Below are 23,802 nucleotides of genomic sequence, written 5' to 3'. Positions count from 1 at the left end.
TTGGATTTGGGATTTTAGATTTTGGATTGATATCTATTGTGCTTGATTTTTGTGGGCATTCATTGCTTCTTTGACGTGTTCTTGAACTTGCGATCGCACTTGTTCGTAGGCCACCGACGCGCACCAAGGCCGGAGAGATAAAATAGTTGTATCTGGAGTAATCTCGGCTACTAAACAAGTCGGGGGCGGATTTTCCAACACTAGGGGGTGAGAGTGGGCAATTTCTAATAACTCAGCCATCATTGGACGGATCGGCCGATCGCCAATATCAATTTTTAAGTCTACTCGCCTCGTTCCCATTGCCGTGGTATTTTTCAGTGTACCGTTAAATAGCTGGTTGTTAGGGACAATAATTTTTATGCGATCGTCCGTCACAACAGTAGTTGAAAAAATCCCGATGCTATCGACAACTCCCTTCACATCAGTAGCTTCGATTGCATCTCCCACTTCAAAAGGCCGCAAACTAATCAACATTACCCCAGCAGCAAAGTGCGACAAAGTATTTTGCCACGCCAAGCCAATCGCCAAACCCGCCGCACCAACCACCGCCACCACACTGGTAGTTTGAATTCCCAACTGACTCAAAGCTGCGACTACTCCGACAATCAAAATCGTAATTTCTGCAGCTTGAACTAAGAATTTCCGCAGCGTGGGCTCGGTGCGACTCAGAGTTCGGCGAGTCACGCGCCCCGCCACATCGATCGCAAATCGCGTAATTAACAAAATGCCGATCGCCCACAGCACTTGAGGTACAACTTTAAACCCCAATTCTACGAACTTTTTCGAGAATTCTTGGGCTACTTCCAAGGCTTGTGTTCTTTCTGCATTTAGCTGGGAATACAAGGTTTGGGCTATTGGTAAAAACGTCTGAATAACTGTCATGTTAATTGGTAATTGGGAATTAGTAATTGGTAATTGAGCGAAGCGGAGGGATTGGGCGGAGCGAAGCGGAGGGATTGGGCGAGCGCGAAGCGGAGGGATTGGGTATTCCAGCCCAATAACAAACAACCAATAACTACTGACTACTGACTACTGACTAATCACTGCTACGCGGGGCAATCGGTGTTTAAAACCGCAGAGAATTTCCCAGGAAATAGTTCCTAAAATTTCTGCCCAACCGTCTGCAGTAATTTCATTTTCCCCATCTTTGCCCAACAGCGTCACCACTTCGCCGACTTCTAAATCGGGAATTGCCGAGACATCCAGCATTAATTGATCCATCGTCACTGCTCCGATTTGCGGCACAAATTTGCCCCTGACTAAAACCTGAATTTTATTAGAAAGATTGCGCGGAATCCCATCTGCATAGCCGATGCCAACTACGGCAATCTGTGTCTGCTGCGAGGCGATAAATTGATAGCCATAACTGACACCGGTGCCTGCTGCAATTGTTTTCACTTGAGTAATCCGGGCTTTTACCTGCATTGCCGGCTGCAAAGAAGCGATCGACTGCAAGTGAGGAGCTGGATAAATACCGTAGGTAGCCAAACCGACTCGCACTAAATCGTAGTGTAAATCGGGGTTTGCCAGGGCCGCCGCCGAGTTTGCCAAGTGCAGGCGGGGGGGGTTAATTCCTGCTGTTTGAATTTGCTCGATCGCCCGTTTGAACCGATCGTGCTGAACAGTCATAACAGCGGGATCGGGACTGTCGGCTGTCGCCAAGTGAGAGTAAATGCTAGCTAATTTTAAATTGGGCAACCGCTTGACTAATTGCACAAATTCTGTTGCTTCCGACGCGGGCGTACCCAAGCGAGACATTCCCGTATCTAACTTAGCGTGAACGGGCAAAGAGCGATCGAGAGTAGCGAGAACTTCGGAAAAAATTAGGGCTTGTTTGGCAGTACAAATAGTGGGCTGCAAGTGCCATTGGGCGATCGCCCTTACCTGCGCCGCTGTATGAGTTGCCCCCAACAGCAAAATCGGCGCTTCTATCCCAGCTTCTCGCAATTCTATGCCTTCGGGAATCGTCGCCACACCAAGCCAACTAGCACCAGCTTGCAATACTGTTTGACTGACTGCAACAGCACCGTGCCCGTAAGCATCCGCCTTCACAACTGCCATCAATTCAGTTTGGGGAGATAACAGATTTTTAAGCTGTTTTACATTGTGAGTTAAAGCTGCCAAATCAATTTCTACCCAAGCCCGCTGGCAAAGTCCGCCATCACCTTTCCACAGCACCGTCTGGCGGTTTTTTGTTAGCGCCGATTCTGCTGTTTTTTCTTCCTCGCTCAACATTGTCGCTCCTATCTTGCTTACACAATTAAACACTGCTCGGAGATTTTATCCTAGGTTTAATTATCAGGAATTACGCATTAATACCACAGAAACCGGGTTTAAATCGAGATTAAAGGTCTAGATGCAGTATTTTCGCAATACAACCCGGTTTCTCACCACTCGCGCGTCTAGGACTAATTTATAACTGGTTCCCAGGCAGAACCCGATCGCGAGTAGTACCATAAATCATTTAGGATTGCTATAGCATCCAAAATACCTGGTAAAAACTATGGACGGATTAGCTTACCTGCATTTAGCTGAAACTTGGGAAACGCCTGCGCCTCAAACTCGATCGCCCAATTCGACAAAACACCTAAATTTAGCCTTTCCTCCTTTACTTTTCTTTACGATCGCTCTGACAATTTTAAATATAGTCAACCCCACCCTGGCCATCAAAAAAGGCGATTCAGGCCCCGAAGTTGCCGAACTCCAGAAAACACTACAAGACGCAGGATATTTTAGCCAGAAACCCACAGGATTTTACGGCTCCATAACCCAAGCTGCTGTGAAAAAGTTCCAAGCAGACAACAACCTGAAAATTGACGGAATTGTCGGCCCTCAAACCTTGTCAGCACTTAACGTTAAACCGGAAAGCACTCTAGCTGACAATCAACCCGCTGACGAAACGCAGTCAAAGTACGATCGGCGTAGCTATCCCCAAGAAAATCAATATTCCCCATCGCCTAGCACCACAGAAAACACCAACAAACTCGAAGATACAGCTAAAAGCCAGCCGAAAAAACCTTTTTTTCAAGAACCATTTTTACCACCATTTAAAACAGAAACTCCCGCGCCACAATCCGAAGCAGAAACACCTGAATTTCAACCCGAAAAGCAGGTAAAACATCCAGAAAAGATTACCCGCAACATGACATTGAAAAAAACTATTTACGGCAAAATATCGCCGAAATCAATAGTTTATTCAGGATCGGGATTGTTTTTTGCTCAAAACATGATGTACAGCCACACAATCACAGTTTACGACAGGAACTTTAAATTAGTCAAGACTATTCCCGATACAATAAACTTGTCCAAGTTCGGATTTGCTAAATTCAAAGGTAATTATCGAGGTGCTCCCGTAGAAGCTGCTTTTTCAACAGACGGTAAATATGCCTACGTATCCAACTACCAAATGTACGGTACGGGGTTCGACAATCCGGGGAGTGATAGATGTACTCCATCGGCCAAACACGACCAAAGTTTCCTCTACCGCATCAATACCAAAACGTTAAAAATAGAAAACGTAATTCCTGTGGGTGCTGTTCCCAAATTCAATGCTGTTTCACCAGACAATCGCTTCGCCCTCGCCAGCAATTGGTGCAGTTGGGATTTGAGCGTAGTTGATATAAATAAAAATCTCGAAATCGAGCGGGTAAAACTAGGTGCATATCCTCGGGGAATTGCGGTAAGTCCTGACTCAAAGAATGCCTATATAGCCGTCATGGGTTCTTCGGATATTGCGAAAGTAAATTTGATAAATTTTTCGGTAGAATGGCTGAGAAATATTGGCAATGCGCCGCGTCATCTGACAATAGATCCGAAGGGAAATTATCTTTATGCCACGTTAAACGGTGAAGGAAATGTGGCAAAGATTGACCTAAAAACGGGTGAAGTGGCTCAAAAAGTGAGGACTGGAAATGCACCTCGCAGCATGGCGATTTCGGATGACGGTCAACTGATTTACGTGGTTAACTATTTCTCGAATACTGTTAGCAAAGTTAGAACGAGCGACATGAAAGTTTTGCAAACAGTAAATGTTAATTCAAGTCCGATCGGAATTACTTACGATCCGGAAACTCATCAGGTTTGGGTAGCTTGCTATTCGGGCAGCATTATGGTGTTTCAAGATTAATTTAGCTGGTTCGCAGTCAGGAATTAAATCCTCAGAAAATGCTGGAGAAAAAACTAAATTTCTTACTGCAAACTAGCTAGATTAAATCTTATTCTGGAGCGCCGAGCCGGAGCTGTCCCAAAAATATTATTTGGACGACTTGACCTGCTCGATCACATACTTAGAAGGTTTAGCAGGTACTTTACCTTTTTTTGCCATAGATTGGTAAATCATGGCTGCTACTTCCGCGCGAGTTGCTGTTTTGTTGGGCTGCAAAAGTGTGGGCTTGGGGTGGTTGACAACAATGCCAGCTTTTGTTGCTGCTGCTACTTTGTCAACTGCCCATTTCGGCACTTTTTGTCTGTCTGTATAAACTTGTAAAATCTTGGTGGGATTCCCTTCTTTTTTCAGGTTTAAACCGCTAGCTAATGCTACTATGACTTCGACACGGGGAACGTCTTTTGTGGGACGGAACTCATTGTTTGGATATCCTTTAAGAAATCCTTTTTGAACGCTGCCATCGATCGCGCTAGCGGCAGGGTTCTTGTCTTTCACGTCTTCAAAATTAATCGGTTTTCGGGTCTCTTTTTTGTCGGACATTCGCTCAATTAAGCGGGCTAGTTCGGCTCGCGTCATTGGTTCATCGGGACGAAACTTGTTGTCTGTGAAATCAGTAAAGATTTTGCGATCGACCAAAGCGACAATAAATGGACGCGCCCAATATTTGTCAGGCATATCGGAGAATGTAACCGGCCCGACTTTTGGTTTAGGGGCTTTCGGTTTGGTAATGATTGCAGGGGGAGTCTCGCGCGCAATAGGCGTTTGGGGAACCACGATCGCCCCCTGGGGAGGAATTGCCGGTAAAATCGGCCCTAAAGGCGCAACAGGCGCAATCGGTACAATCGGTACAATCGGTACAATCGGCGCAATCGGTGCGGCATTAGGTTGCGAGGGAATCAGCTTTGTAGCGGGCGCAGGCGCGGGCGATCGCACATCCGAACTCGGCAGGGGTGTTAAGATTGTCGAGTTTCCGGGTGTGACAGCAGGCGCTGAAAAAACGGCTGGAAATTGCCAATTTCTCATGCCGAATTGATTGGGATTCTTGCTGGTGGCCCAAAAGAAAATTGTTCCCATCGTGCCGAAAGCAACCAAGATGGCAATCAATTCGTCGAATCCTAGAGGGTTTCTTTCCCCTGATGGGGGTTGTGAAGAAGACATATTGTCACCACATATCAATGTAGCAATTAAATCACATATTTTTTGGGTCTGGTAAATACACAAATCGATCGCTCAACTATTCCCAAATTCTCACCGTCAATAACTGCGGCGGCGTGGTATACAGAAGAGCGATCGAATCCACTTTTATCGATCGGGCGTTGCTGATTTTAGCAATCTTCTAATTAGCGCCCTCTGCTGCGGGAAGAGCCACTGCGACTAGGCCTGCGAGACGCCCCGCCGCTACCAAAACTCGGCTGGCGCTTGTATTCATTTTGACGCGGCTGCTGCGATCGTTTCAAAGTGCTGCCGCCGTAACCCGAACCGGTCGATCGATTGGCATTCGACGGTGCTTGCCGTCTTACTGGCGCATTCGATGTGGGCGATCGCAAGCGGCCCGTCGTCCTTAAAACTTGACGGTTGCTCACAGCAGCAGGCGGGGCTTGGTAGCGAGTTTGATATTGCGAGACAGCTTGGCCGTAAGTATTGCCGTACCCGCCATATCCGTTCATAATTACCCCAGGCTGATAGAGTGGCGGCACGTAATATCGCGGTGTAAATAACAAACTGCCGATCGCCTGACCTGCCACGGCCCCAGCAAACGGAGCCCAGAAGCCCGATTGCTGCCGCACCACCACCGTTTGCGGCTGACCTGTTTGAGGATTAGCAACAGTTTCAGTAACGTTATGAACGTACTCAATTTTAAAATCTTCTGTCAAATGCAGGCTCGCATTATTGTTATCAATTTTTAGATAACTTTTCTTACCAGCCGATATTTCTTCCTCCGTCAAACGAGCCATTTGTAAATCGGTACTGCGATAAATAGAAGAATTACCGGGGCCAGTATTCAGCAACATCAAACTGTACTCGCCATCGCCATCGTCGTAGGTAGCTTGCTGTACGGGATATTCCCCTTGACTCAAGTTATTCTTTGGTGAAGTACGCACCCTGTTAATCTCCTGATTTCCAGCAGCAGGATTTGTCGGAGCTTGGACTGAAGGAGAGCCGCAAGCGGTTGTCGTCACCAACAAAATTACAGCCATCAAATAAACTGTCAGTTTTCGCAGCATAGTCAATAATATTTGCTCATTGGTTGTTGGTCGTGAAAGCATTTCTGCGCCATCTTTAAGAGTGCGAGATGAATGTCGCGGCGAGTCTTCTAGCTAACCGCAAGCGTCCTCATATCGCCCTATAAAAAAAAGCTTTTTACAAAGCCCGTAGTTTTTCCTCGGTAAAAAGTCCGAACGATCGAACCTTTTTATTTTTCTTCTTTTTTTTAAATCGTGTCGGCTAACATTGTTTTTGTCAAAGCGAATTATTTTTACCAAAGCACTGGTTCGTTGTGTTGATGGCAACTTTTCCAGTTTTTAAAGGGGAATGAGTTCTGGGAAATTTACCAAAACTTGGTCGTTGGTAAGTTCGTCTCCCAATTGTGCGGGAGAAAAGTGAACTTGCACGGCTCGCAGCCTTTCCTGGTACTGTAAATTAATCAATGCTTTCAAACCAGCTTTCAGGGCGCTCATGTCAGCGAGGTCTGTTTCTAGGGCTGGAACTTCACCTTCATAAGCAACTGTCAGCATCACTACGACATTTCTAGTTACGGGCAAAGACAACGGGGAATTTTTCTCGTCAGCAGATGTGCTGTATTGAGGTTCGCTGAGATAGCGGGAGGCTGAATCAGTGAAAAGTTCATCCACATAATCGCCCGCTTCGCCTTCATCCCAAAAAACATCACCTTCATTAGCGGCTGCTTGCCAGTAGTTGTCATACTGTAACAAGTGATTGCAAATTTCTACAAGGCCTTCTCCCAAAACTGTTACATCGCCATCGGCATCAATTGCTTCTCTGGCGGTGCTGTTGAGAACTCCTAACATCGGTGCAACTTCTTCACCTGTTAGCTGAACGAACACGCGACAAACTGCTAATCTAGTTTTACCTGTAAATTGATTGAACCGATCGCGCAAACCACTCATAATAACCTATAGTTGTCATCTTTTGGGCAATGCTTTCTATCATATCACCCTATTGGAACTATTGTTATCTACCTTCAGATTGAGAACGAGATTTTTTTCGGCGATCGCCCCGGCAGCCTACAATCTCGCTTTGAGCGATCTAATTTTCAACAGTCGATATTAGACAATCCTAAAAAGCTTGTAAAGAGCAGGATCGAAGAGCCAGATCCGGCTGGGAAAAAAGCATTTTTTATTCAGCGCGCGATCGCCTCAAAAATTCGCGAGTTCCCGACAGCATTAAGCTGTTGCTCATATATATTGTGTATGGCGATTGAGGGTCCGATGGGGATCAGGGGAGAGGGGGAGAGGATTTGACAATTTTTGATTGTCATCAAAATATACAATGTTTATTTGCACAACAGCTTATTAAATGCCAAACACAAATTCTCGCAAATTGCAAATTTAAAAACCTCCAATCTTGCAAGATGGGAGATTCCCTCAGCGAATACTTTGTCGCCGCGAGATAACTATTTGAGATCGTGTCGATTACCATCAAAGAACGGATCGCGCGTGCGTCATATCAATTCCGGTTGCACTCATACATGATGTTAACAGTCAACAGTCAACAGTCAACAGTCAGTAGGGGCGGTGCCCCCGTGCCCGCCCTCAACAGTCAACAGTTAACAGTCAACAGTCAACAATCAACAGTAAATTTACTATTCCGATGAAGAGAGGATTTGATATCAGTCAGCGTCCGTTTGTTTGGCTGCAAACTGAAGTCTGCACGCGCGATCCTTACTGATTGCAGTCTATTTGACGATCGCGCGCTTTACTGGTTCGATCGCACTTTCACAAACTAACTCTGCAACTTGCTCCACCGGCAAATCTAGCTCGCCGCCTGGAGCTTCCGGGTGTTCGCGAACCACAGCAACCGCATCTCCAGTCTCAGCTACACTTGCATCTGCGATCGGCTCAACTGGCTCTTCAAAAACTTCAAAATTATCGCTCATCGCAGCACAAGCCGCAGAGGCCCGCTGGCCGGCGCGATAGCTCATGTAGGCCGCACCGCCACCCAAAACCCCAAACAAACCCAGAAAACCCAGAGCCGCTATTTTGTCGGATTTCCACGGATTCATTCGATCGGAGCCGCCCGAACCTAGGAGCGTTGTCGCAGAACCAGATTGAGTCGCCCCTGATTTTTTGTAGGAACAGGGAAATGCAGATGCAGCGTCACCTATGGCGATGCTACTGGCGATCGCTGCGACGGAAGCAATGCCAGCTAACACTTGAAACTTCTTCATGGTGCTCTGGAAATTGTAAAGGATATTTAAAAAATAAATGGTAACAGCTCTTTACAAATAGATCAACAGTCGCTATCGGCTCAAATCACAGATCGATCGCAAATATCCGCGATCGGGCGATCGCAACTAAAATTTTAAATTACCAAAAATAAACACTAAAAACCTTGTTATGTAAGCGTTACGCTCAAAATCATCGATAGAAATTTAAGTGTGTTGATTCAATATTTCAGCGCCCCAAAATCAGAAAATCTGAAGTCCGACAACAGAAAATTCGATCGCAGAGCGACAAACACTTGATGACAAACTACATTTAAGGCTACTTTTAAAAAGACTTAGTTATTGGAAAAACTTTTATTTTTATGACAAACATTGGGAATCAACGCATTGAGCGAGAACCTCATCGATTGTTGGTGACGGGCGGAGCTGGATTTATCGGCTCGAATTTTGTGCATCACTGGTGCAGCAGCTATCCGGGCGATCGGGTAATCGTACTCGACGCTTTAACCTACGCCGGCAACAGAGAAACCCTAGCAACCTTGGAAGGAAAAGAAAATTTTCGGTTTGTGCAGGGGGATATTGGCGATCGAGCCCTAGTCGATAGCTTGCTCAAACAAGAAAACATCAACATAGTCGCCCACTTTGCCGCAGAATCCCACGTTGACAGATCAATTATCGGGCCAGCAGCCTTCGTTCAAACCAACATCGTCGGAACCTTCACACTCCTAGAAGCCTTCCGCAAGCACTTTGAAGCAACAGACGACTCGTCTCTCAAAGCACAAATGCGCTTCCTCCACGTTTCCACCGACGAAGTTTACGGCAGTCTCGGCCCCGACGACCCAGCATTTACCGAAACCACAGCCTACTCCCCCAACAGCCCCTACTCAGCCTCCAAAGCCGGCAGCGACCACCTCGCCCGCGCCTATTTCCACACCTACGGCCTCCCCACAATCATCACCAACTGTTCCAACAATTACGGCCCCTATCACTTCCCCGAAAAGCTGATTCCATTAATGTGCATCAATATGCTACTCGGCAAACCCCTGCCAGTATACGGCGACGGTCAAAACGTCCGAGATTGGCTGTATGTCCTCGACCACTGCCGCGCCTTAGATGCCGTTATCCACCGCGGCAAACCAGGAGAAACCTACAATGTTGGCGGCAACAACGAGGTAAAAAATCTCGATTTAGTCAAGATGCTCTGCCAGCTAATGGACGAATTAGCCGAAGATTTGCCCGCGCGTCCTTGCGAACAACTGATCTCATTTGTCAAAGACAGAGCCGGGCACGATCGGCGTTACGCTATTGATGCCAGCAAAATAGAAACAGAACTAGGTTGGACTCCCTCAGTAACAGTTGAAGAAGGCCTGCGGCAGACCGTAGAATGGTACTTAGCCCATCGCGAGTGGTGGGAACCCCTGCTTTCGGAGGAATATCAAACCTACTACCAAAAAATTTACGCTCATCAGTAATTGGTAATTGCTAATTCGGGTAAGGTGCGAATTCCGCACCCTACAAATTCTTCTGATTTAATTAGATGAAAACTAATATCACAAACATTCACTCTTGTCAATTATTGTGAAGATTTAGTTAACATTCATCCCAAACGCATAAATTTCAGTGTTTGTGGCTGATAATTTCTATAGAGTTACCTGCTCGAGCATTTTATAAGCTTTTAGTAAAAAACAAAAAGCAGCAATGATAGAAATCAACTGGATCAAACAAATCCAAGAACCTAAATATTGGCTGTTAGGCATAGCCTCCGGCTTGATTGCCTTGCAACTGACTCTGGCTGCCAGAACAAACGACACAGACCTCTTCGGCACAATGTTAATGTTTTGGGGAGTCGTGGTATTTCTGATTTGGGAAAAACACGAATCCCTAACTTTTGAAAGCGGAGTTTTCGCCAGCTTTTTGGGAGCATCGTTAATTGCCTTCACTTTGCTCAAAACTTCCTCCATATCCGGCTACGACTTGTTTATCAGAGTTGCCCCTTTCTTATCTGGAATCAGTCTGGCTTTGCTAGCTTCCGGCACAAAAGGACTGAAACAATATTGGCAAGAACTGCTAATACTTGCCTATGTTATTATTCCTCCCGGCGCGATCGGAGTATTTGTTGACGTAGCCCTACTAACAGCTAAATTTTCAGCTTTCATCCTGCACTATCTAGGATTTGAAGTTATACGGAAAGGAGTTTTTCTTATCCTAGAAAAGGGCAGCGTCGAAGTGTATCACGGCTGTTCTGGCGTGAATGCTATCCTACAACTATTAGGACTATCCCTAGTTTTCTTGCTGATGTTTCCGACAACTAGGGGACAGAAAATTGTAGTCCCAATCGTAGCAATACTTATTGCATTTGTCGTGAATGCCGCGCGGATTGCTCTCCTGGCAGTGCTGGTATCGCTATCTCAATCAGAAGCATTTAAATACTGGCACGAAGGTAGTGGATCGGTAGTTTTTTCGATGATTTCTGTATTCTTTTTCGGGCTATTCTGCTGGTTTGCAATCTTGCAATCGGAACCGCCAAATAATAAAAAACAAAATTGCTAATGGCTATGACCTCTTGGAAACCAATTAGAATTTCTCTTTTGGCTGTTACTTTGGCAGGAGTTTTATTAGTGGCCGGAAAGTTGACATTCTATCCCTCAACAGGCAATAGTCTAGTAACCCAGTTTAATTTTCCCGAGTCGGTGCCTTTAGCAGAGTGGAAAATAATCAAGAGCGCGCCGCTGGAAATCACCGATACTTCACAAGTCAAGGCTGCCAGAAAGTATCAATATCAAAAAAATAGCAAGGATCTAGAAATAGAGATGCGCTATTTGGTGAATACCATTGGGGACGTGGAAGGTATGATGAAGGGACATACTATTCTCAAGTCGTCTCCTGGTAAGCTAGCATTAGCCAGCACTCAAGCTGCCGGGTTTCACGGAATTTTGCAACAGCAAAATCGACTGTATTTGAGTTCGTGTATCAATCCTCGCGGCAGTCCTACAGTAACTTCCCAACAGTTTAGATACAATCGAAATACTAGCGATTTGCAGCCGAACCGCATTTTGTTTTGGCTGTTGGGTAGGGGAAATATTCAAGACAAGCGCTGTTTGTGGACTCAGATGTCTATGCCTTTGGATAAAACAACTCCAGAAGATGCCAAAAAAACCCTAGAGAATGCTTGGGTTTCTTGGTATGGGTGGTGGCAGCCACGATTTCCCGAACCTTAAGTAAGTCGATTTTAGATTCTTCGACTTGCTTCGGCTACCCTGGCTCACAAGTCGCTCTTCGGGGAAGTTTTAGATTTTAGATTTACTCGACCTGATGAATCTGGGAACTCTAACTTTGGTCTAAAATTTGGAGATTCGACGACTTCAATCTGTAGTTTGTATCCGTTTTGAACGGAGAGATAGATTTTTTTGTTAACAACAACAGTGAGGATTTTATGAATGACATACAAGGCGAACAAGGTTTTTCTATTTACAGGCTGCGTTGGATTGGCTACGGTTTATTAATTTTGTCTTTATTAGATACGATCGCAGTTTTGATACCAGCAAACTTCGGCAATCGCGTCTGGGAATTGCAGACGATTGGCGCTGTAGTGGAACGGGTGCCAGTTCCGCTGCTGGCTATGGCGCTGATATTTTTTGGAGAAGATTACGATCGCAGGCGTTTTGAAGACCCTTTGTTAAAGCTTTTGTCTTGGGTTTCTTTGCTGTTGGCGCTGCTTTTTCTGTTGATGTTGCCTTTGGGAATTTTTGGCACTATCTACGTCAACAACCAAAACAGCAAGCAAATTACTACTCAAGCCGATCAACAATTAGCTCAATTGCAGCAAGTGGAAGAACGACTGAACAAGGGCACTCCTGAAGATTTAAGGAATTTGGCGGGGGAACTTACCCGTTTGGGGGTACCAGCGGATACGCAAAACCCGCAGGAATTAAAAAGCCAAATTCTTTCAAGAATTACTCCGGCTAAGGAACGGTTGAAGACACAAAGCGCCACGGTTCAGTCAAGTCAGCGCTTGGGGTTATTTAAAAATGCTGTTAAGTGGCTGCTGGGTGCGCTGATTTCTAGTGTGTTGTTTTTCACAATTTGGCGCGGTACTGATTGGGCGAGATAGTAGTTTTGAGTTTTGAGTTAGATGTAAGGTGCGCCGACGCGCACCTTACGAACTTATAAATGCAACAGAATCCACACATTTCAACCTCTATTATTTAAGAGTCTGCTCTTCAGGATATGCCAAAAATTTCGCGTCAGCCGTCAGCACCGGACACCCATGTATTTTCGCTGTTGCTACAATAAGTTGGTCAGCAGGATCGCGGTGAAAACCCGTGAGTTTGGTTGACTGAATAATCATAGGAATTGTGAGTTCGAGTTGCTGCACTCCCGGATAAGCTAAAGCTGCTGCTAACCACTCATCAACTGCTAGGGACAGAGTTAGTCTTCCCAGCTCTACCAATTTAGCGACTTCCCAACAAGAAATCATGCTAACTCCTAAACCTTGAGACTGATATTGTTGTATCCAGTCCTGGTGTTTTTGAGTCAGTCGCGCATTTTTGTCAACCCACCACACCCATATATGAGTATCCAGTACAATCATTGCAGCACTTCCCAATCTTCTGAGGGTGCAGCAGGTTCAAAGGGCTCATCATAGCGCTTGACACTACCGTGTAGAGGATATAAAAAAGATTTTTTTATAGTTTCGTTAACCAAATTTAGATAATCAACCAATTCTTGATATTGATTTAGTTCTGTTTCTTCTTCTGAAGTGAGAGCTGATTCTGTTTTTTGAGCTGTTAAGGTTTCTATTCGCTCCTGTATTTTGGTGGAAATGCGAAATACTAGGAGTCCTTTGACTAGCTCAATACGGATAGAACCTTCACTAGGTAAGCTGTTGGGTAAACGGTTCAGATTGAGAAGCAAATTAGTTGTCATAGTAGCTTGATTTAAATGTTATGAGAAGGTGCAGAATGCGCCCCCTACAAAGTTAAGAAATTAGGTGCTGAGCGATCGTGTTTTCGAGTTTTTCGGCAATGCCTTCTACCCAGTTTTCGTCTTGTTTGGTGTAGCTGCGGGGCGCGTTGGCACCTAAGATTAAAACGCCTTGACTGCCGATGGGCTGACAGATGACTCCTTGGGTATTTTCTGGTAAGTAGTCAAATTCAATTTTGCCGGGATAAATATCGAGCTTTACTAAATAAATTGGTTTGTTTTTGTCGATCGCTCGCTGCAATATTGGCCCTGGTTTAACTTCGGGATTGATGCCTAAAATGCCGCGCCGCAATAAAACTTTTCCTCGATACACAATGACGATCGCCCTTGTGGCGGTATTTGTCAACAGCAAACGCGATGCCCAGGCTAATTCTAGCTTGACGGCATCGGGTAAATCCGGCGCAAACTCGAAGCCTTCAGAGCCGATTAGCTGTACCGAATCGGGCGATCGCGCTTGCACCTGCTGCCACAGCAAGCCTGTTAAAATCAGCAGGGCGCTGATAATTACTCCCAAAGCGTCCGATCGAGCTTGAGAGTCTGTAATCTGCTCTGTTAGCAAGCGGTTTACCATCAGCAGCGTACCTGCTAACCCTCCTGCAACTAAGGGCAATTGCCGCAAAACTTTATTTGGATCGGATTTAGTCATTAGTCATTAGTTATTGGTTATTGGTTATTGGTTATTTGTTATTGGTTATTGGTTATTTGTTATTGGTTATTTGTTATTTGTTATTGGTTATTGGTTATTTGTTATTGGTTATTGGTTATTTGTTATTTGTTATTTGTTATTGGTTATTTGTTATTTGTTGACTGTTGACTGTTGACTGTTGACTGTTGACTGTTGACTGTTGACTGTTGACTGTTGACTGTTGACTGTTGACTAATAACTACTTCTTTCCTGCCAACTGCCAACTAACAACTGCCAACTAACAACTGCCAACTGCCAACTGCCAACTAACAACTGCCAACTGCCAACTGCCAACTGCCAACTGCCAACTAACAACTAGCAACTGCTTTCCTAACAACTGCTTTCCTAACACCTGCTTTCCTAACACCTGCCAACTGCCAACTGCCAACTGCCAACTGCCAAATGCCAACTGCCAAATGCCAACTAACTTTACCCAACTTCTCCAGGTTCAACAATTCGCTGGAACAGATAACCTGTGCCGCGGGCGGTTAAAATTAATTCGGGATTGCTGGGGTCGTCTTCTAGTTTGGCTCGGAGCCGGGAGATGTGAACGTCCACGACGCGGGTATCTACGTGGCGTTCTGGCGTGTATCCCCAAACTTCCTGCAAAATTTCCGATCGCGAAAAAGGCTCTCCAGAACGGCTCACTAGCAGCTCTAACAGGCTGAATTCCATGCCTGTGAGCCGAATTCGCTCGTCGCCTTTGTAAACTTGGCGCTTGTTGGTATCAATCCTAATATTCGTGACTTGAATGACTCCAGAGCTGGGAATTCCCGAGGTGCCGTTTTTGTCAACTCTCCGCAGTACCGAACGGATGCGGGCTTCTAGTTCTTTGGGAGAGAAAGGTTTGACGACGTAATCGTCTGCGCCTAATTCTAAACCGGTGATGCGATCGGCTACGTCTCCCAAAGCGGTTAGCATGATGATGGGTACGTCTGATTCTTTACGCAACTCCTGACAGACGCCGTAACCGTCTAGCTTCGGCATCATCACGTCCAAAACCACTAAGTCTGGTTCGCTGTTGCGAAATGTTTCGAGAGCTTCTTCGCCGTCAGCCGCGGTGACGACATCGTAGCCAATCATCGAAAGGCGAGTCTCCAGAATGCGCCGGATACTGGCTTCGTCATCGACTACCAGAATTTTTTCTTTATGGTTTTCCAATTTACCGAGCACTCCTTAAGTTACATTTCAGATAATGTTAATTTTTTGTACCCTATCATAGAAGCTACAGATTGAATCATTGGTGGCGATCGATCTGAAAGCTTTATAATTGCTTTAACTCAGATTTTTCTAAATGTTAGGGTGACTATTTATCATCATAAACAATGGCTAAGCCTCGAATACAATATATTTGTCGGGAATGCGGGTATGATTCACCACAATATTTTGGCAGGTGTCCTAGCTGTCACAAGTGGGATTCTTTTGACGAGCAGTTGGAACAACCTACTGCTGGTGGCTCGCGGGTTGGTTTAACTGGGGTGACAACTAAGACGGTGGGCGGTTCGCCTCCTGATAAGTCGAAGGGTCAACCGAGAGTATCTTTTAGATTATCGCAGATTGCTGACCAAACTCAGTCTCGCTGGCCTTCTGGTTACGGGGAGCTCGATCGAGTTTTGGGAGGCGGGATTGTTCCGGGTTCCCTGGTGTTGATTGGCGGGGAACCGGGTATCGGGAAATCGACGCTGCTTTTACAGGTGGCGAATATGTTGGCGCGCAAGGATCGGATACTCTATGTCAGTGCGGAGGAGTCTGGCCAACAGGTGAAATTGCGATCGCAGCGTTTGGGTGTAGCTAATCCGGTGGATTTGTCAAGCAACGGCGGACATAAATCCGGCAGCAACGGGGAAGCTAAAGCGGATTCCGAGGACAAGTCAGCGGAGAATTTCTACTTGCTTCCTGAGACGGATTTAGAAGTAGTTTTGCGGGAGTTGGAATCGCTCAAACCGAATGTGGCGGTGATTGACAGCATCCAAACTATTTATTTTGCTAGTTTAACATCGGCTCCGGGTTCGGTGGCTCAGGTGCGGGAATGTACGTCGGCTTTGATGCAGGTGGCGAAGAGGGAAAATATTACTTTATTTATTGTCGGTCACGTTACTAAGGATGGAGGTTTGGCGGGGCCGAGGGTGTTGGAACATTTGGTAGATACTGTACTTTATTTTGAGGGCGATCGCTTTGCTTCTCACCGGCTTTTGCGATCGATGAAAAACCGTTTTGGGGCGACTCACGAAATCGGTGTTTTTGAAATGGTAGCAGAGGGTTTGCGAGAAGTAGACAATCCGTCGGAGTTATTTTTAGGTAATAAAGATGAATTTTCTCCCGGTACTTCTACGACGGTTGCTTGCGAAGGAACTCGACCGATTTTAGTAGAAATTCAAGCGTTAGTTAGTCCTGCGAGTTTTGGTTCGCCGCGCCGCTCTACTACGGGTGTTGATAATAGTAGATTGCAGCAAATTTTAGCTGTTTTGGAAAAAAGAGTGGGGATTCCTTTGTCTAAATTAGATACTATTGTAGCTTCGGTGGGCGGGTTGAAGGTGGAGGAACCGGCATCGGATTTGGCAGTTGCGATCGCGGTTGTGGCCAGTTTTCGCGATCGGGTAATTGATGCGCGCACAGTTTTGCTGGGGGAAGTGGGTTTGGGAGGACAGGTGCGGCCGGTTTCGCAGTTGGAATTGCGACTGAGGGAGGCGGCTAAGTTGGGGTTCAAAAGGGCGATCGTTCCGAAGAATCAACCGGTGCCAGATTTGGGGATGGAAATTATTCCGGTGGCGAGAGTAATCGATGCAATTATTGCCGCAATTCCGGCTACTCCGGCTCAGTTGCAGTCTGATGATATGGAGTTGCCGCCTGTGGATTTGGAGGAAGAGGATTTATCGAATTGAGTTAGAATGGTGATGTTAAAAATTGATAGTAAGGAGGCAGAAATTATGTATCAAGTAGACATTCTTGAGGCAAAAGAAAAGTTTTTGGAATTGATCGAAGCGGCGATGAGAGGTGAAGAAGTTGCCATTAGTAAAGATAACCAGCCTGTTGTAAAATTGGTAGTAATTGCCAAACAAGCTAAACCCAATCGACAAGCAGGAAGTGCTAAAGGAATGGTTTGGATGTCCGATGATTTTGACGAACCGCTAGAAGAATTTAAGGAGTACAGGTCATGAGCTTAAGGAGGTAATAGCAACGTGAGCGTTAGATTACATCCCCATGCTCGATCGCGATTGATTGAGTGAGGTGCAACTGAGGCAGAAGTAATTGCTACTGTAGAAAGTGGTACAACTTTTCCGGCCGGGTTTGGTAGAACCGGATTTAGGCGCAACTTTTCCTTCAATGCTGAGTGGCAGGGAAAAGTTTATGCTATGAAGAAAGTGCAGGATCGCAGCGTCAGAAGGCGAAGACTGGATAATTATCACTGTAATTGTCAAATTATTTTGAGCAGGAGGTTCCATGAAACTGACTTACGATCCGAGATACAACGTAGCTTATATATACCTGAAAGAAAAAAATGCACAGGTAGAAACTATCCAGGTTAGCGAGCAAATGAATGTAGATATTGCCCCAGACGGTACTATTTATGGAATTGAATTACTCAATGCCAATCAACAATTAGGGGCGGACAGTCAAGGGAAACTGATTGTTGTCAACGAAGCTTTAGGAGAATATTCCGAAATTCAGCTTGCACTTTAATGGAATTGAAAACAATCAGTAAAAATGTGGTTGCTGGATGAATGCTAGGAGTAACATCAAATGATTCAAACTAACTGGCAATGCGTACACACCCTTCACGGGCATTCATGTTCGGTAACTTCTGTTGTCATCACTCCCGACGGACAGACTGTAGTTAGCGGAAGTTCTGATAGCACAATTAAGCTGTGGAACCTCAACACAGGGCAAGAACTTCACACTTTATCAGGACATTCACAAGGGGTTACATCCATTGCCCTCGCCCCTGATGGCCAAACTCTTGCTAGCGGCAGTAAGGACAAAACTATCAAGCTTTGGAATCTCAGCACTAAAGAGGAAATTTACACCATCACCGGACATTCAGACATAATTACTTCTGTAGTTATCAGCCCCGACGGGAAGACTCTGGCAAGTGCCAGTGAAGACACAACTATCAAACTTTGGAACCTTAGAAATGGAGAAGAAATTCGGACTTTAAAGTGGCCAGTAGAAGTATTTTATAGTTTGGCTATTTTATTCAGCCCTGACGGAAAGATTCTACTTAGTAGCAGTGCAGATGATTATGTTTCTCTAAGTGCAGTAGCTTTTAATTTAACCACTGGAGATGAAATCTGGACAAAGCATTGGCAGGAGGGTATGGACTCTGTTTATGCGATCGCTGTTAGCCCCGATGGAGAAACTTTTGCGACTTTGCACTGTGTGGGAACTATTAAGCTGTGGAATCTCTACACGGGAATAGAAATCTATACTCTTGCGGAAAATTCAATGGGGGACTTCTGCTTAGCTTTTAGCCCTGATGGGAAAATTTTAGCAAGTGGCGGGTGGGATTCTGGCAGCGAAGAGAATAGTACGGAACCTGGTATTATCGAACTTTGGAATCTCGATACCAGAGATAAAATTTGCAGTCTCTTGGGGCATTCATGGGGAGTTTACTCTGTGGCTTTTAGCCCGGATGGGCAGACTCTGGTTAGTGGAAGTGATAACAAAACTATCAAGATTTGGCAAAGAGATTTATAATCGTGCGAGTTTTTTTATAACTCAAGGAATTAGAAAGTAAATCACAAACTGAATAATGTTGTAAAAAAAATTGACCTAAAAATTATGAAAGCATACGAGTTTCCCGCAAAAGTCACAGATGAAGGGAAAATAGAATTTCCCGATACTATCTTAAAATACTTGACAGCTAACCAAGAAGTCAGAGTTATTGTTCTGGTGCAAGAACCAACAAACTCCGAAGCGGATGAAGTAGAGGAAAAAACAGATTGGCATCGTCTTGCCGCCCAACAATTCTTTGCCGATTTCAGCGAACCAGACGCAATTTACGATGAGGAGTGAGCTATGACTAATTATCAGTTTGGAGAATTAGTTATAGTCGCATTCATCTTTGCAGGTACAACCGAAACTAAACGCCGTCCTGGTTTGATACTGTTGGACACGGGAGATGAAGACACGATCGTTGCTAAAATAACCAGTCAAATCCCTCGTACAACCTTTGATGTCGAAATTCAGGAATGGCAACAAGCAGGATTAAAGCGACCTTCAGTGGTTCGCTTACATAAACTGAACACATTACATTACAAAAAAGTTTAGTGGAAAGGAGACTGGGAATATTAACCCCAGATGATTTGGCGCAAGTGCGAGATAGAGTCAAACAAATCTGGTCTTTTCTTTGATGAACATACAAGCTCGCAAGCTTTTTCACCCCAACATGAACAAGTCAAAAAGACGTAAAAATCAGTGGTCAAATGAACTCAACGACATTATTCGAGGTGCATCGGGGGGCTTTTTGTTCGGAATTCCCCTGCTTTATACGATGGAGGTTTGGTGGATTGGTTCGCACAGTAAACCGATCGACATTTCGATCGCCATTGCAACTACTTTTATCGCCGTTTTCTTGCTGGTTCGCACTGAAGGTTTTCGCAAAACTAAGAACATCCGCTGGCGAGATGCTGCAATGGATACCGTAGAAGCGATCGCAATTGGGATTGTCTGCGCCGCTGCGATCCTGTTTTTGCTCAGGGAAATTAGGCTGGAGACTCCCCTGCAAGAAACTTTGGGCAAAATCATCTTTGAAGGCTTACCGTTTGCTTTGGGAGTGGCACTAGCAAGGGGTTTCTTGAGCGGCGATCGCTATCAAAGCTCAGACGGCGACAGCGAACCTACAATTAATCCAACTGTAGCAGATATCGGCGCTACTTTAATCGGCGCTACGATCGTTGCTTTCAACATCGCCCCAACCGACGAAGTGCCCATGTTAGCGGCAGCTATTTCGCCGCCTTGGCAATTAGCAATTATTGCCGCTTCGCTGCTAATTTCCTACGGTATTGTATTTGTAGCAGGCTTTACTTATCAAGAAAAGCGCCAACAACAACAAGGGATTTTTCAGCGTCCCCTCAGCGAAACTGTAATGGCGTATTTAGTATCGCTGGCGGCTTCTGCATTTATGCTGTTTTTCTTCCAAAAACTCAGTTTTGACGCTCCGTGGTCGATGTGGTTGAGCTATACGTTAGTATTGGGATTGCCGGCGACAATTGGCGGCGCTGCGGGGAGGTTAACGGTATGAGTGAAAACAATACAGAAAGCGATCGCGAACAGCAACAAAAAAGAAATCCTGCTGAATGGGTGACATTTGCGATCGCCTGTTTCATCCTTTCTGGCCTCACCGGACTCGTACTCTACAACTGGGCGACTAAAGAACAGAAACCTCCGGTGATTTCTGTCACTCGCAATGCACCAATTCGCGAAACCCAAGGGCAATTTTACGTGCCGTTTACAGTGACTAACACGGGCGGCGAAACGGCTGAATCAGTGCAAATTATTGCGGAACTGCGAGTCAACGGTGAAGTGTTGGAATCCGGCGACCAACAAATTGACTTTTTGTCAAGCGGCGAAACTCAAGCAGGAGCTTTTATTTTCAGCCGCAACCCCAGTCAAGGTGAATTGATCGTGCGATCGAGCAGCTACAAACTGCCTTAACACAGATAAAAATCGGCGGTTAAAACCTTTTCACCTCTGTGAACTCTTCCTCTTCCTTCGCGCCCTAGCGCTGACGCGCGGCTTCGCCTAAAGCGTCTTCGCGGTTCGTTCAATCTAAAAAAAAACCTGGCGCGTTGGCATTTATTGCTATATTCCGCGCAGGCGCGATTTCAATCGCCGCTTTGGAAGTGCGATCGCCCTACTGCTTCACTTGATTATTTTCCCACTTCCAAACACAGCTAGAAATCAAATTTGTACAGATATGAGCCGTAATTGGCACTAACAAATTCCCAGTCACTAAAACACTGTAACCTAACAGCAATCCCACCGCCGTCGCCCAAACAGCATAAGGCCATTGATCCGTGCCTCCTAAGTGCAGAATGCCGAAGCAAAAACTTGATAAAATTAAACCAGTAAAATTCATTCCCAAGGCAGAAAGCATCACGCCTCGAAATAACAATTCTTCGCTCAGTCCCGGTAGCAGTCCCAGCCAAATTAAATCCGGCCAAAATAGGGGTTTGAGCACTACTTCTAAGTAAACGTCAGCACTCCGGCGATAACCGGGCCAAAGGCGATAAACGATCGCGCTACCGCCTGTAATTGCCAGTCCGATCGCACATCCTGCGAGCAAATCCATTACGTTCAATTTGACTGGCAAAAGCGATACCGATCCAAATAGCAACCACACTTTAGCTACCGCCAGCAACATAATGGCTGTTACACCCATTGCTACTAAAACTTGGGTGCGCGTTAAGGGTTCAATTTCAGGATTTTCGGGAATTTTTTCTGCCACTTAATCAATTTTAGATTATGGATTACAGATTTGAGATTTGTTGAGCTGAGTCAGACAAACAATGCAGGGGGGAAATGTCTGCACCCAAGGAAGTTGGAGTGATGCCGGCTCGTAAAGCGACCAAGACTCCGATCGCCTCTAAATATGAGTTTACCTGCAAAGCTTTGATTCCGAGTTTTTCTGGGGGAACTTGCATCTGGGTTTTGTTGTCGCCCACAGCGATAATTTGTACCGACGATCGCCCGCTCAAACTCAGGATAGCACTGCCGCCGCACGCTGTGGCTGGTATGACCACCGCATCGACTCGATCGGCAGTAATCGATAATTGACTCCCTAGAGCGCTTTCTGGCCCGACAAATTGGGGAGCTTTGCCCAGACCGGCAAGCACGCAAGGTAAAAAAGTATACCCGATTTCTTCAGCAGCCGATCGCGGGGAAAGCTGGGGATCGAGGGGAAGCGCAGACAGCGCCGGGGCGTGGGCGCAGGGAATTTTAAAAGTTCTGACGATCAGGTGGCTGATGACAGCTTCCGCGCCGGCGAGGGGGTCAACTCCTTTGCCGCGGCGGTAGTTTTCGAGGGCGACGCTACCTTCATCGTCGGGAAATCTCGCCACAACGGCGATCGCCTCGACTTTTGCTTGTCGGATCAATTTTTCGGCGGCGCGCAATAAACTGTCGGGATTGCCGATTGTGCCCCAGGATGCCCCTGATTCTGAAATACGCAATTCTACTTCCAGGGGGCGATCGGTTAAAACACAATCAGTTATATTCAAGCCCAATGTAGCTCTCGCTGCATCAGCCGCTTGTAAGTGGCGCAACTGCAAGTCTGGTTCGATCGCGGAATCTAGGATTAAGCCGATGCGATTTTGATGTACTGGTTGCAACCCCCAGCATCCTGCTGCAAACTTGTCAAGGGCGTAACCTTCCACGTAGAGAGCGTTAGGTATCGGCCAATACAGTTGAGCGCCGTTGAGGACGTTGGGGTGAGTAATCAGCGTATCTGAAACTTGGGCGATCGCCCTAGCCACCGGCAGCGCATCTCCTGCAAAGCCACCAATCGAGGCTCCAACGCCTGTGGGGACTATCAAAACCACTGTTAAAGGGGGGGAGTTCACGCTGCTACGGGGGATGATTCCACGAGCACGTAGCCTTCTACCACAGCCTTTTGCCGATCGACATCCACGTCTGTGACAGCCCAGCGCAGCGGTTCGCCGTGCTTTTGCAGTTCAATTTCAATCGCCGAGTGCAGTTCTTCGGCGGTATCGTGGAGGTCAACTTCTGCGGAAATGAAATGGGTGGTCATCTGGCGATCCATAATAGGTTTACCGCGATCGATATTTATGTCAATTTTAGTTTATTTCTAGGATTGGCCAAACTGCCGAGCGTACACAATATCTTCTTTTTCTGTTTCTATCTTCAAGTTCGATCTCGGATAAGCAACGCACAGCAACACATAACCTTCCGCCTGAAGTTCCGGGCTCACGCCCATCCCATCGCTTTGTTCGACTTCCCCTTCAATAATTTTTGCAGCGCAGGTAGTACAAACCCCCGCATTGCAAGAACTCGGCAACTCAATACCCGCAGCGGCCGCCGTCTGCAGAATTTGTTTGTTTTCCGGCACTTGTACGGTATGGGTAGTGCCTTGGTGGATCAATTCAACAGTGTAAATCTTGGACATATTTCTATTAATCGTTTTAATTCTCGATCGGAATTTACGCTAAATTTGCAAACAAAGCAATAAATATATTACCGCTGTCGGCGATTTTGTGCAAATTTAAAACTACACTGTTTATTGCCAATAACTTTCATTAACTTAACTAGCAGTGCGATCGTGTCCAGCCCCGCAAGCTACGGCATTTTGTCAAGCATTTTTTCACAAACAATCGCAAACAGCACGGGCGAACTCTGCCAGAAAGCAGTTAGATATAACTAATTAACCAATATTTGCCATCAACCCAACAACTCATCAACAGCAACACTAAAACCCGGTAGAACTAACTGAGTGCTGATTGTTAATTGTTAGTTGTTAGTTGTTAGTTGCTAGTTGTTAGTTGTTAGTTGTTAGTTGTTAGTTGTTAGTTGTTAGTTGTTAGTTGTTAGTTGTTAGTTGTTAGTTGT

The 23,802-nt window shown here is 45.8% G+C and carries 28 protein-coding genes; 13 read left to right on the top strand and 15 right to left on the bottom strand.

Translation table 11 applies throughout. The annotated features are described in order from the left end of the window. Nucleotides 1-33: 33 nt before the first annotated feature. Together QUA97_RS04105 and alr are read right to left on the bottom strand one after the other, a co-directional pair. Entirely contained in the window at nt 34-882 is an 849-nt protein-coding gene (locus QUA97_RS04105; protein ID WP_194066564.1) for a mechanosensitive ion channel family protein, read from the bottom strand. 147 nt (nt 883-1,029) lie between these two features. Beyond that, entirely contained in the window at nt 1,030-2,235 is a 1,206-nt protein-coding gene (alr, locus tag QUA97_RS04100; protein ID WP_194066563.1) for an alanine racemase, read from the bottom strand. Between the two features lie 268 nt (nt 2,236-2,503). Between alr and QUA97_RS04095 the strand changes: the two genes are divergently transcribed. Continuing rightward, nucleotides 2,504-4,126, top strand: coding sequence for a peptidoglycan-binding protein (locus tag QUA97_RS04095; RefSeq protein WP_333193252.1), 1,623 nt, complete (start codon nt 2,504-2,506; stop codon nt 4,124-4,126). A gap of 126 nt (nt 4,127-4,252) precedes the next feature. Here the strand turns inward: QUA97_RS04095 and QUA97_RS04090 are convergent, their stop codons facing one another. The 4 genes from QUA97_RS04090 to QUA97_RS04075 all read right to left on the bottom strand — a co-directional run bounded on the left by QUA97_RS04090 (nt 4,253) and on the right by QUA97_RS04075 (nt 8,573). Continuing rightward, entirely contained in the window at nt 4,253-5,323 is a 1,071-nt protein-coding gene (locus QUA97_RS04090) for an S-layer homology domain-containing protein (protein ID WP_333193249.1), read from the bottom strand. A 182-nt stretch (nt 5,324-5,505) separates the two neighbouring features. After that, complete coding sequence (locus QUA97_RS04085; protein WP_194066558.1) at nt 5,506-6,390, bottom strand: hypothetical protein; 885 nt, start codon at nt 6,388-6,390, stop codon at nt 5,506-5,508. A 297-nt stretch (nt 6,391-6,687) separates the two neighbouring features. Next, a complete protein-coding gene (locus QUA97_RS04080; RefSeq protein ID WP_194066557.1) occupies nt 6,688-7,293 on the bottom strand; it encodes a DUF1517 domain-containing protein in 606 nt (201 codons plus the stop codon). 788 nt (nt 7,294-8,081) lie between these two features. Then, the gene (locus tag QUA97_RS04075; RefSeq protein ID WP_333193245.1) at nt 8,082-8,573 is read right to left on the bottom strand and encodes a hypothetical protein; all 492 of its coding nucleotides are present in this window, start codon (nt 8,571-8,573) and stop codon (nt 8,082-8,084) included. A gap of 359 nt (nt 8,574-8,932) precedes the next feature. Between QUA97_RS04075 and rfbB the strand changes: the two genes are divergently transcribed. From rfbB to hpsJ-A, 4 genes are all read left to right on the top strand, one after another. Continuing rightward, nucleotides 8,933-10,042: a dTDP-glucose 4,6-dehydratase gene (gene rfbB / locus QUA97_RS04070; RefSeq protein ID WP_333193241.1), complete on the top strand. Its 1,110-nt coding sequence runs from the start codon at nt 8,933-8,935 to the stop codon at nt 10,040-10,042. A gap of 226 nt (nt 10,043-10,268) precedes the next feature. Then, nucleotides 10,269-11,120, top strand: a complete 852-nt coding sequence (crtA, locus tag QUA97_RS04065; RefSeq protein ID WP_194066554.1) for a cyanoexosortase A — start codon at nt 10,269-10,271, stop codon at nt 11,118-11,120. After that, nucleotides 11,120-11,788 (top strand): cyanoexosortase A system-associated protein, encoded by a 669-nt coding sequence (locus QUA97_RS04060; protein WP_194066553.1) that lies wholly within the window; start codon nt 11,120-11,122, stop codon nt 11,786-11,788. The genes crtA and QUA97_RS04060 overlap by 1 nt, the downstream gene beginning before the upstream one ends. Nucleotides 11,789-12,003: 215 nt before the next feature. Continuing rightward, complete coding sequence (gene hpsJ-A, locus QUA97_RS04055; RefSeq protein WP_194009278.1) at nt 12,004-12,681, top strand: HpsJ-like protein, cyanoexosortase A-associated; 678 nt, start codon at nt 12,004-12,006, stop codon at nt 12,679-12,681. Nucleotides 12,682-12,771: 90 nt separating this feature from the next. On the opposite strand, the gene QUA97_RS04050 is transcribed toward hpsJ-A, so the two are convergent. From QUA97_RS04050 to rpaB, 5 genes are all read right to left on the bottom strand, one after another. Further along, complete coding sequence (locus QUA97_RS04050) at nt 12,772-13,161, bottom strand: type II toxin-antitoxin system VapC family toxin (RefSeq protein WP_333193237.1); 390 nt, start codon at nt 13,159-13,161, stop codon at nt 12,772-12,774. Next, a complete protein-coding gene (locus QUA97_RS04045; protein WP_228049808.1) occupies nt 13,158-13,496 on the bottom strand; it encodes a hypothetical protein in 339 nt (112 codons plus the stop codon). The genes QUA97_RS04050 and QUA97_RS04045 overlap by 4 nt, the downstream gene beginning before the upstream one ends. A 52-nt stretch (nt 13,497-13,548) precedes the next feature. Next, nucleotides 13,549-14,199, bottom strand: a complete 651-nt coding sequence (locus QUA97_RS04040; RefSeq protein ID WP_194066552.1) for a cofactor assembly of complex C subunit B — start codon at nt 14,197-14,199, stop codon at nt 13,549-13,551. A 277-nt stretch (nt 14,200-14,476) separates the two neighbouring features. Further along, nucleotides 14,477-14,647 carry a hypothetical protein gene (locus QUA97_RS04035; protein WP_333193234.1) on the bottom strand — a complete coding sequence of 57 codons (171 nt, stop codon included), beginning with the start codon at nt 14,645-14,647 and terminating at the stop codon, nt 14,477-14,479. Between the two features lie 20 nt (nt 14,648-14,667). Further along, nucleotides 14,668-15,399, bottom strand: a complete 732-nt coding sequence (gene rpaB / locus QUA97_RS04030; protein WP_194009302.1) for a response regulator transcription factor RpaB — start codon at nt 15,397-15,399, stop codon at nt 14,668-14,670. A gap of 164 nt (nt 15,400-15,563) precedes the next feature. Here rpaB and radA point away from each other — a divergent pair, with 164 nt between their 5' ends. The 8 genes from radA (at nt 15,564) to QUA97_RS03990 (ending at nt 20,892) form a co-directional block, all read left to right on the top strand. After that, on the top strand, nt 15,564-17,120 hold the full coding sequence (gene radA / locus QUA97_RS04025) for a DNA repair protein RadA (RefSeq protein ID WP_194066551.1): 1,557 nt from the start codon (nt 15,564-15,566) through the stop codon (nt 17,118-17,120). A 45-nt stretch (nt 17,121-17,165) separates the two neighbouring features. Beyond that, entirely contained in the window at nt 17,166-17,396 is a 231-nt protein-coding gene (locus QUA97_RS04020) for a type II toxin-antitoxin system Phd/YefM family antitoxin (RefSeq protein WP_194066550.1), read from the top strand. 283 nt (nt 17,397-17,679) lie between these two features. After that, a complete protein-coding gene (locus QUA97_RS04015) occupies nt 17,680-17,919 on the top strand; it encodes a DUF2283 domain-containing protein (protein ID WP_194066549.1) in 240 nt (79 codons plus the stop codon). A 60-nt stretch (nt 17,920-17,979) separates the two neighbouring features. After that, complete coding sequence (locus tag QUA97_RS04010; protein ID WP_194066548.1) at nt 17,980-18,933, top strand: WD40 repeat domain-containing protein; 954 nt, start codon at nt 17,980-17,982, stop codon at nt 18,931-18,933. Between the two features lie 84 nt (nt 18,934-19,017). Beyond that, complete coding sequence (locus QUA97_RS04005) at nt 19,018-19,251, top strand: hypothetical protein (protein WP_194066547.1); 234 nt, start codon at nt 19,018-19,020, stop codon at nt 19,249-19,251. Nucleotides 19,252-19,254: 3 nt separating this feature from the next. Next, nucleotides 19,255-19,506, top strand: a complete 252-nt coding sequence (locus QUA97_RS04000) for a type II toxin-antitoxin system PemK/MazF family toxin (RefSeq protein ID WP_228049807.1) — start codon at nt 19,255-19,257, stop codon at nt 19,504-19,506. A gap of 118 nt (nt 19,507-19,624) precedes the next feature. Then, nucleotides 19,625-20,479, top strand: a complete 855-nt coding sequence (locus QUA97_RS03995; protein WP_333193222.1) for a TIGR02587 family membrane protein — start codon at nt 19,625-19,627, stop codon at nt 20,477-20,479. Continuing rightward, nucleotides 20,476-20,892 carry a TIGR02588 family protein gene (locus QUA97_RS03990; protein WP_194066546.1) on the top strand — a complete coding sequence of 139 codons (417 nt, stop codon included), beginning with the start codon at nt 20,476-20,478 and terminating at the stop codon, nt 20,890-20,892. The genes QUA97_RS03995 and QUA97_RS03990 overlap by 4 nt, the downstream gene beginning before the upstream one ends. A 199-nt stretch (nt 20,893-21,091) precedes the next feature. Here QUA97_RS03990 and QUA97_RS03985 read toward each other — a convergent pair whose 3' ends face one another. Genes QUA97_RS03985 through QUA97_RS03970 form a run of 4 tightly spaced genes read right to left on the bottom strand, consistent with a single transcriptional unit; the run spans nt 21,092 to nt 23,362 of the window. Continuing rightward, entirely contained in the window at nt 21,092-21,685 is a 594-nt protein-coding gene (locus QUA97_RS03985) for a CPBP family intramembrane glutamic endopeptidase (RefSeq protein ID WP_194009270.1), read from the bottom strand. A gap of 22 nt (nt 21,686-21,707) precedes the next feature. Then, complete coding sequence (locus tag QUA97_RS03980; protein ID WP_333087931.1) at nt 21,708-22,799, bottom strand: DUF3326 domain-containing protein; 1,092 nt, start codon at nt 22,797-22,799, stop codon at nt 21,708-21,710. Then, nucleotides 22,796-22,987: a hypothetical protein gene (locus QUA97_RS03975; protein WP_194066583.1), complete on the bottom strand. Its 192-nt coding sequence runs from the start codon at nt 22,985-22,987 to the stop codon at nt 22,796-22,798. The genes QUA97_RS03980 and QUA97_RS03975 overlap by 4 nt, the downstream gene beginning before the upstream one ends. A 57-nt stretch (nt 22,988-23,044) precedes the next feature. Beyond that, nucleotides 23,045-23,362 (bottom strand): 2Fe-2S iron-sulfur cluster-binding protein, encoded by a 318-nt coding sequence (locus QUA97_RS03970; protein ID WP_333193219.1) that lies wholly within the window; start codon nt 23,360-23,362, stop codon nt 23,045-23,047. Nucleotides 23,363-23,802 lie beyond the last annotated feature (440 nt).

The sequence above is a fragment of the Microcoleus sp. CZ3-B2 genome (assembly GCF_036705055.1).
In the GTDB taxonomy this organism is placed as follows: Bacteria; Cyanobacteriota; Cyanobacteriia; order Cyanobacteriales; family Microcoleaceae; genus Microcoleus.
This window is presented reverse-complemented; position numbering and strand designations above follow the sequence as displayed.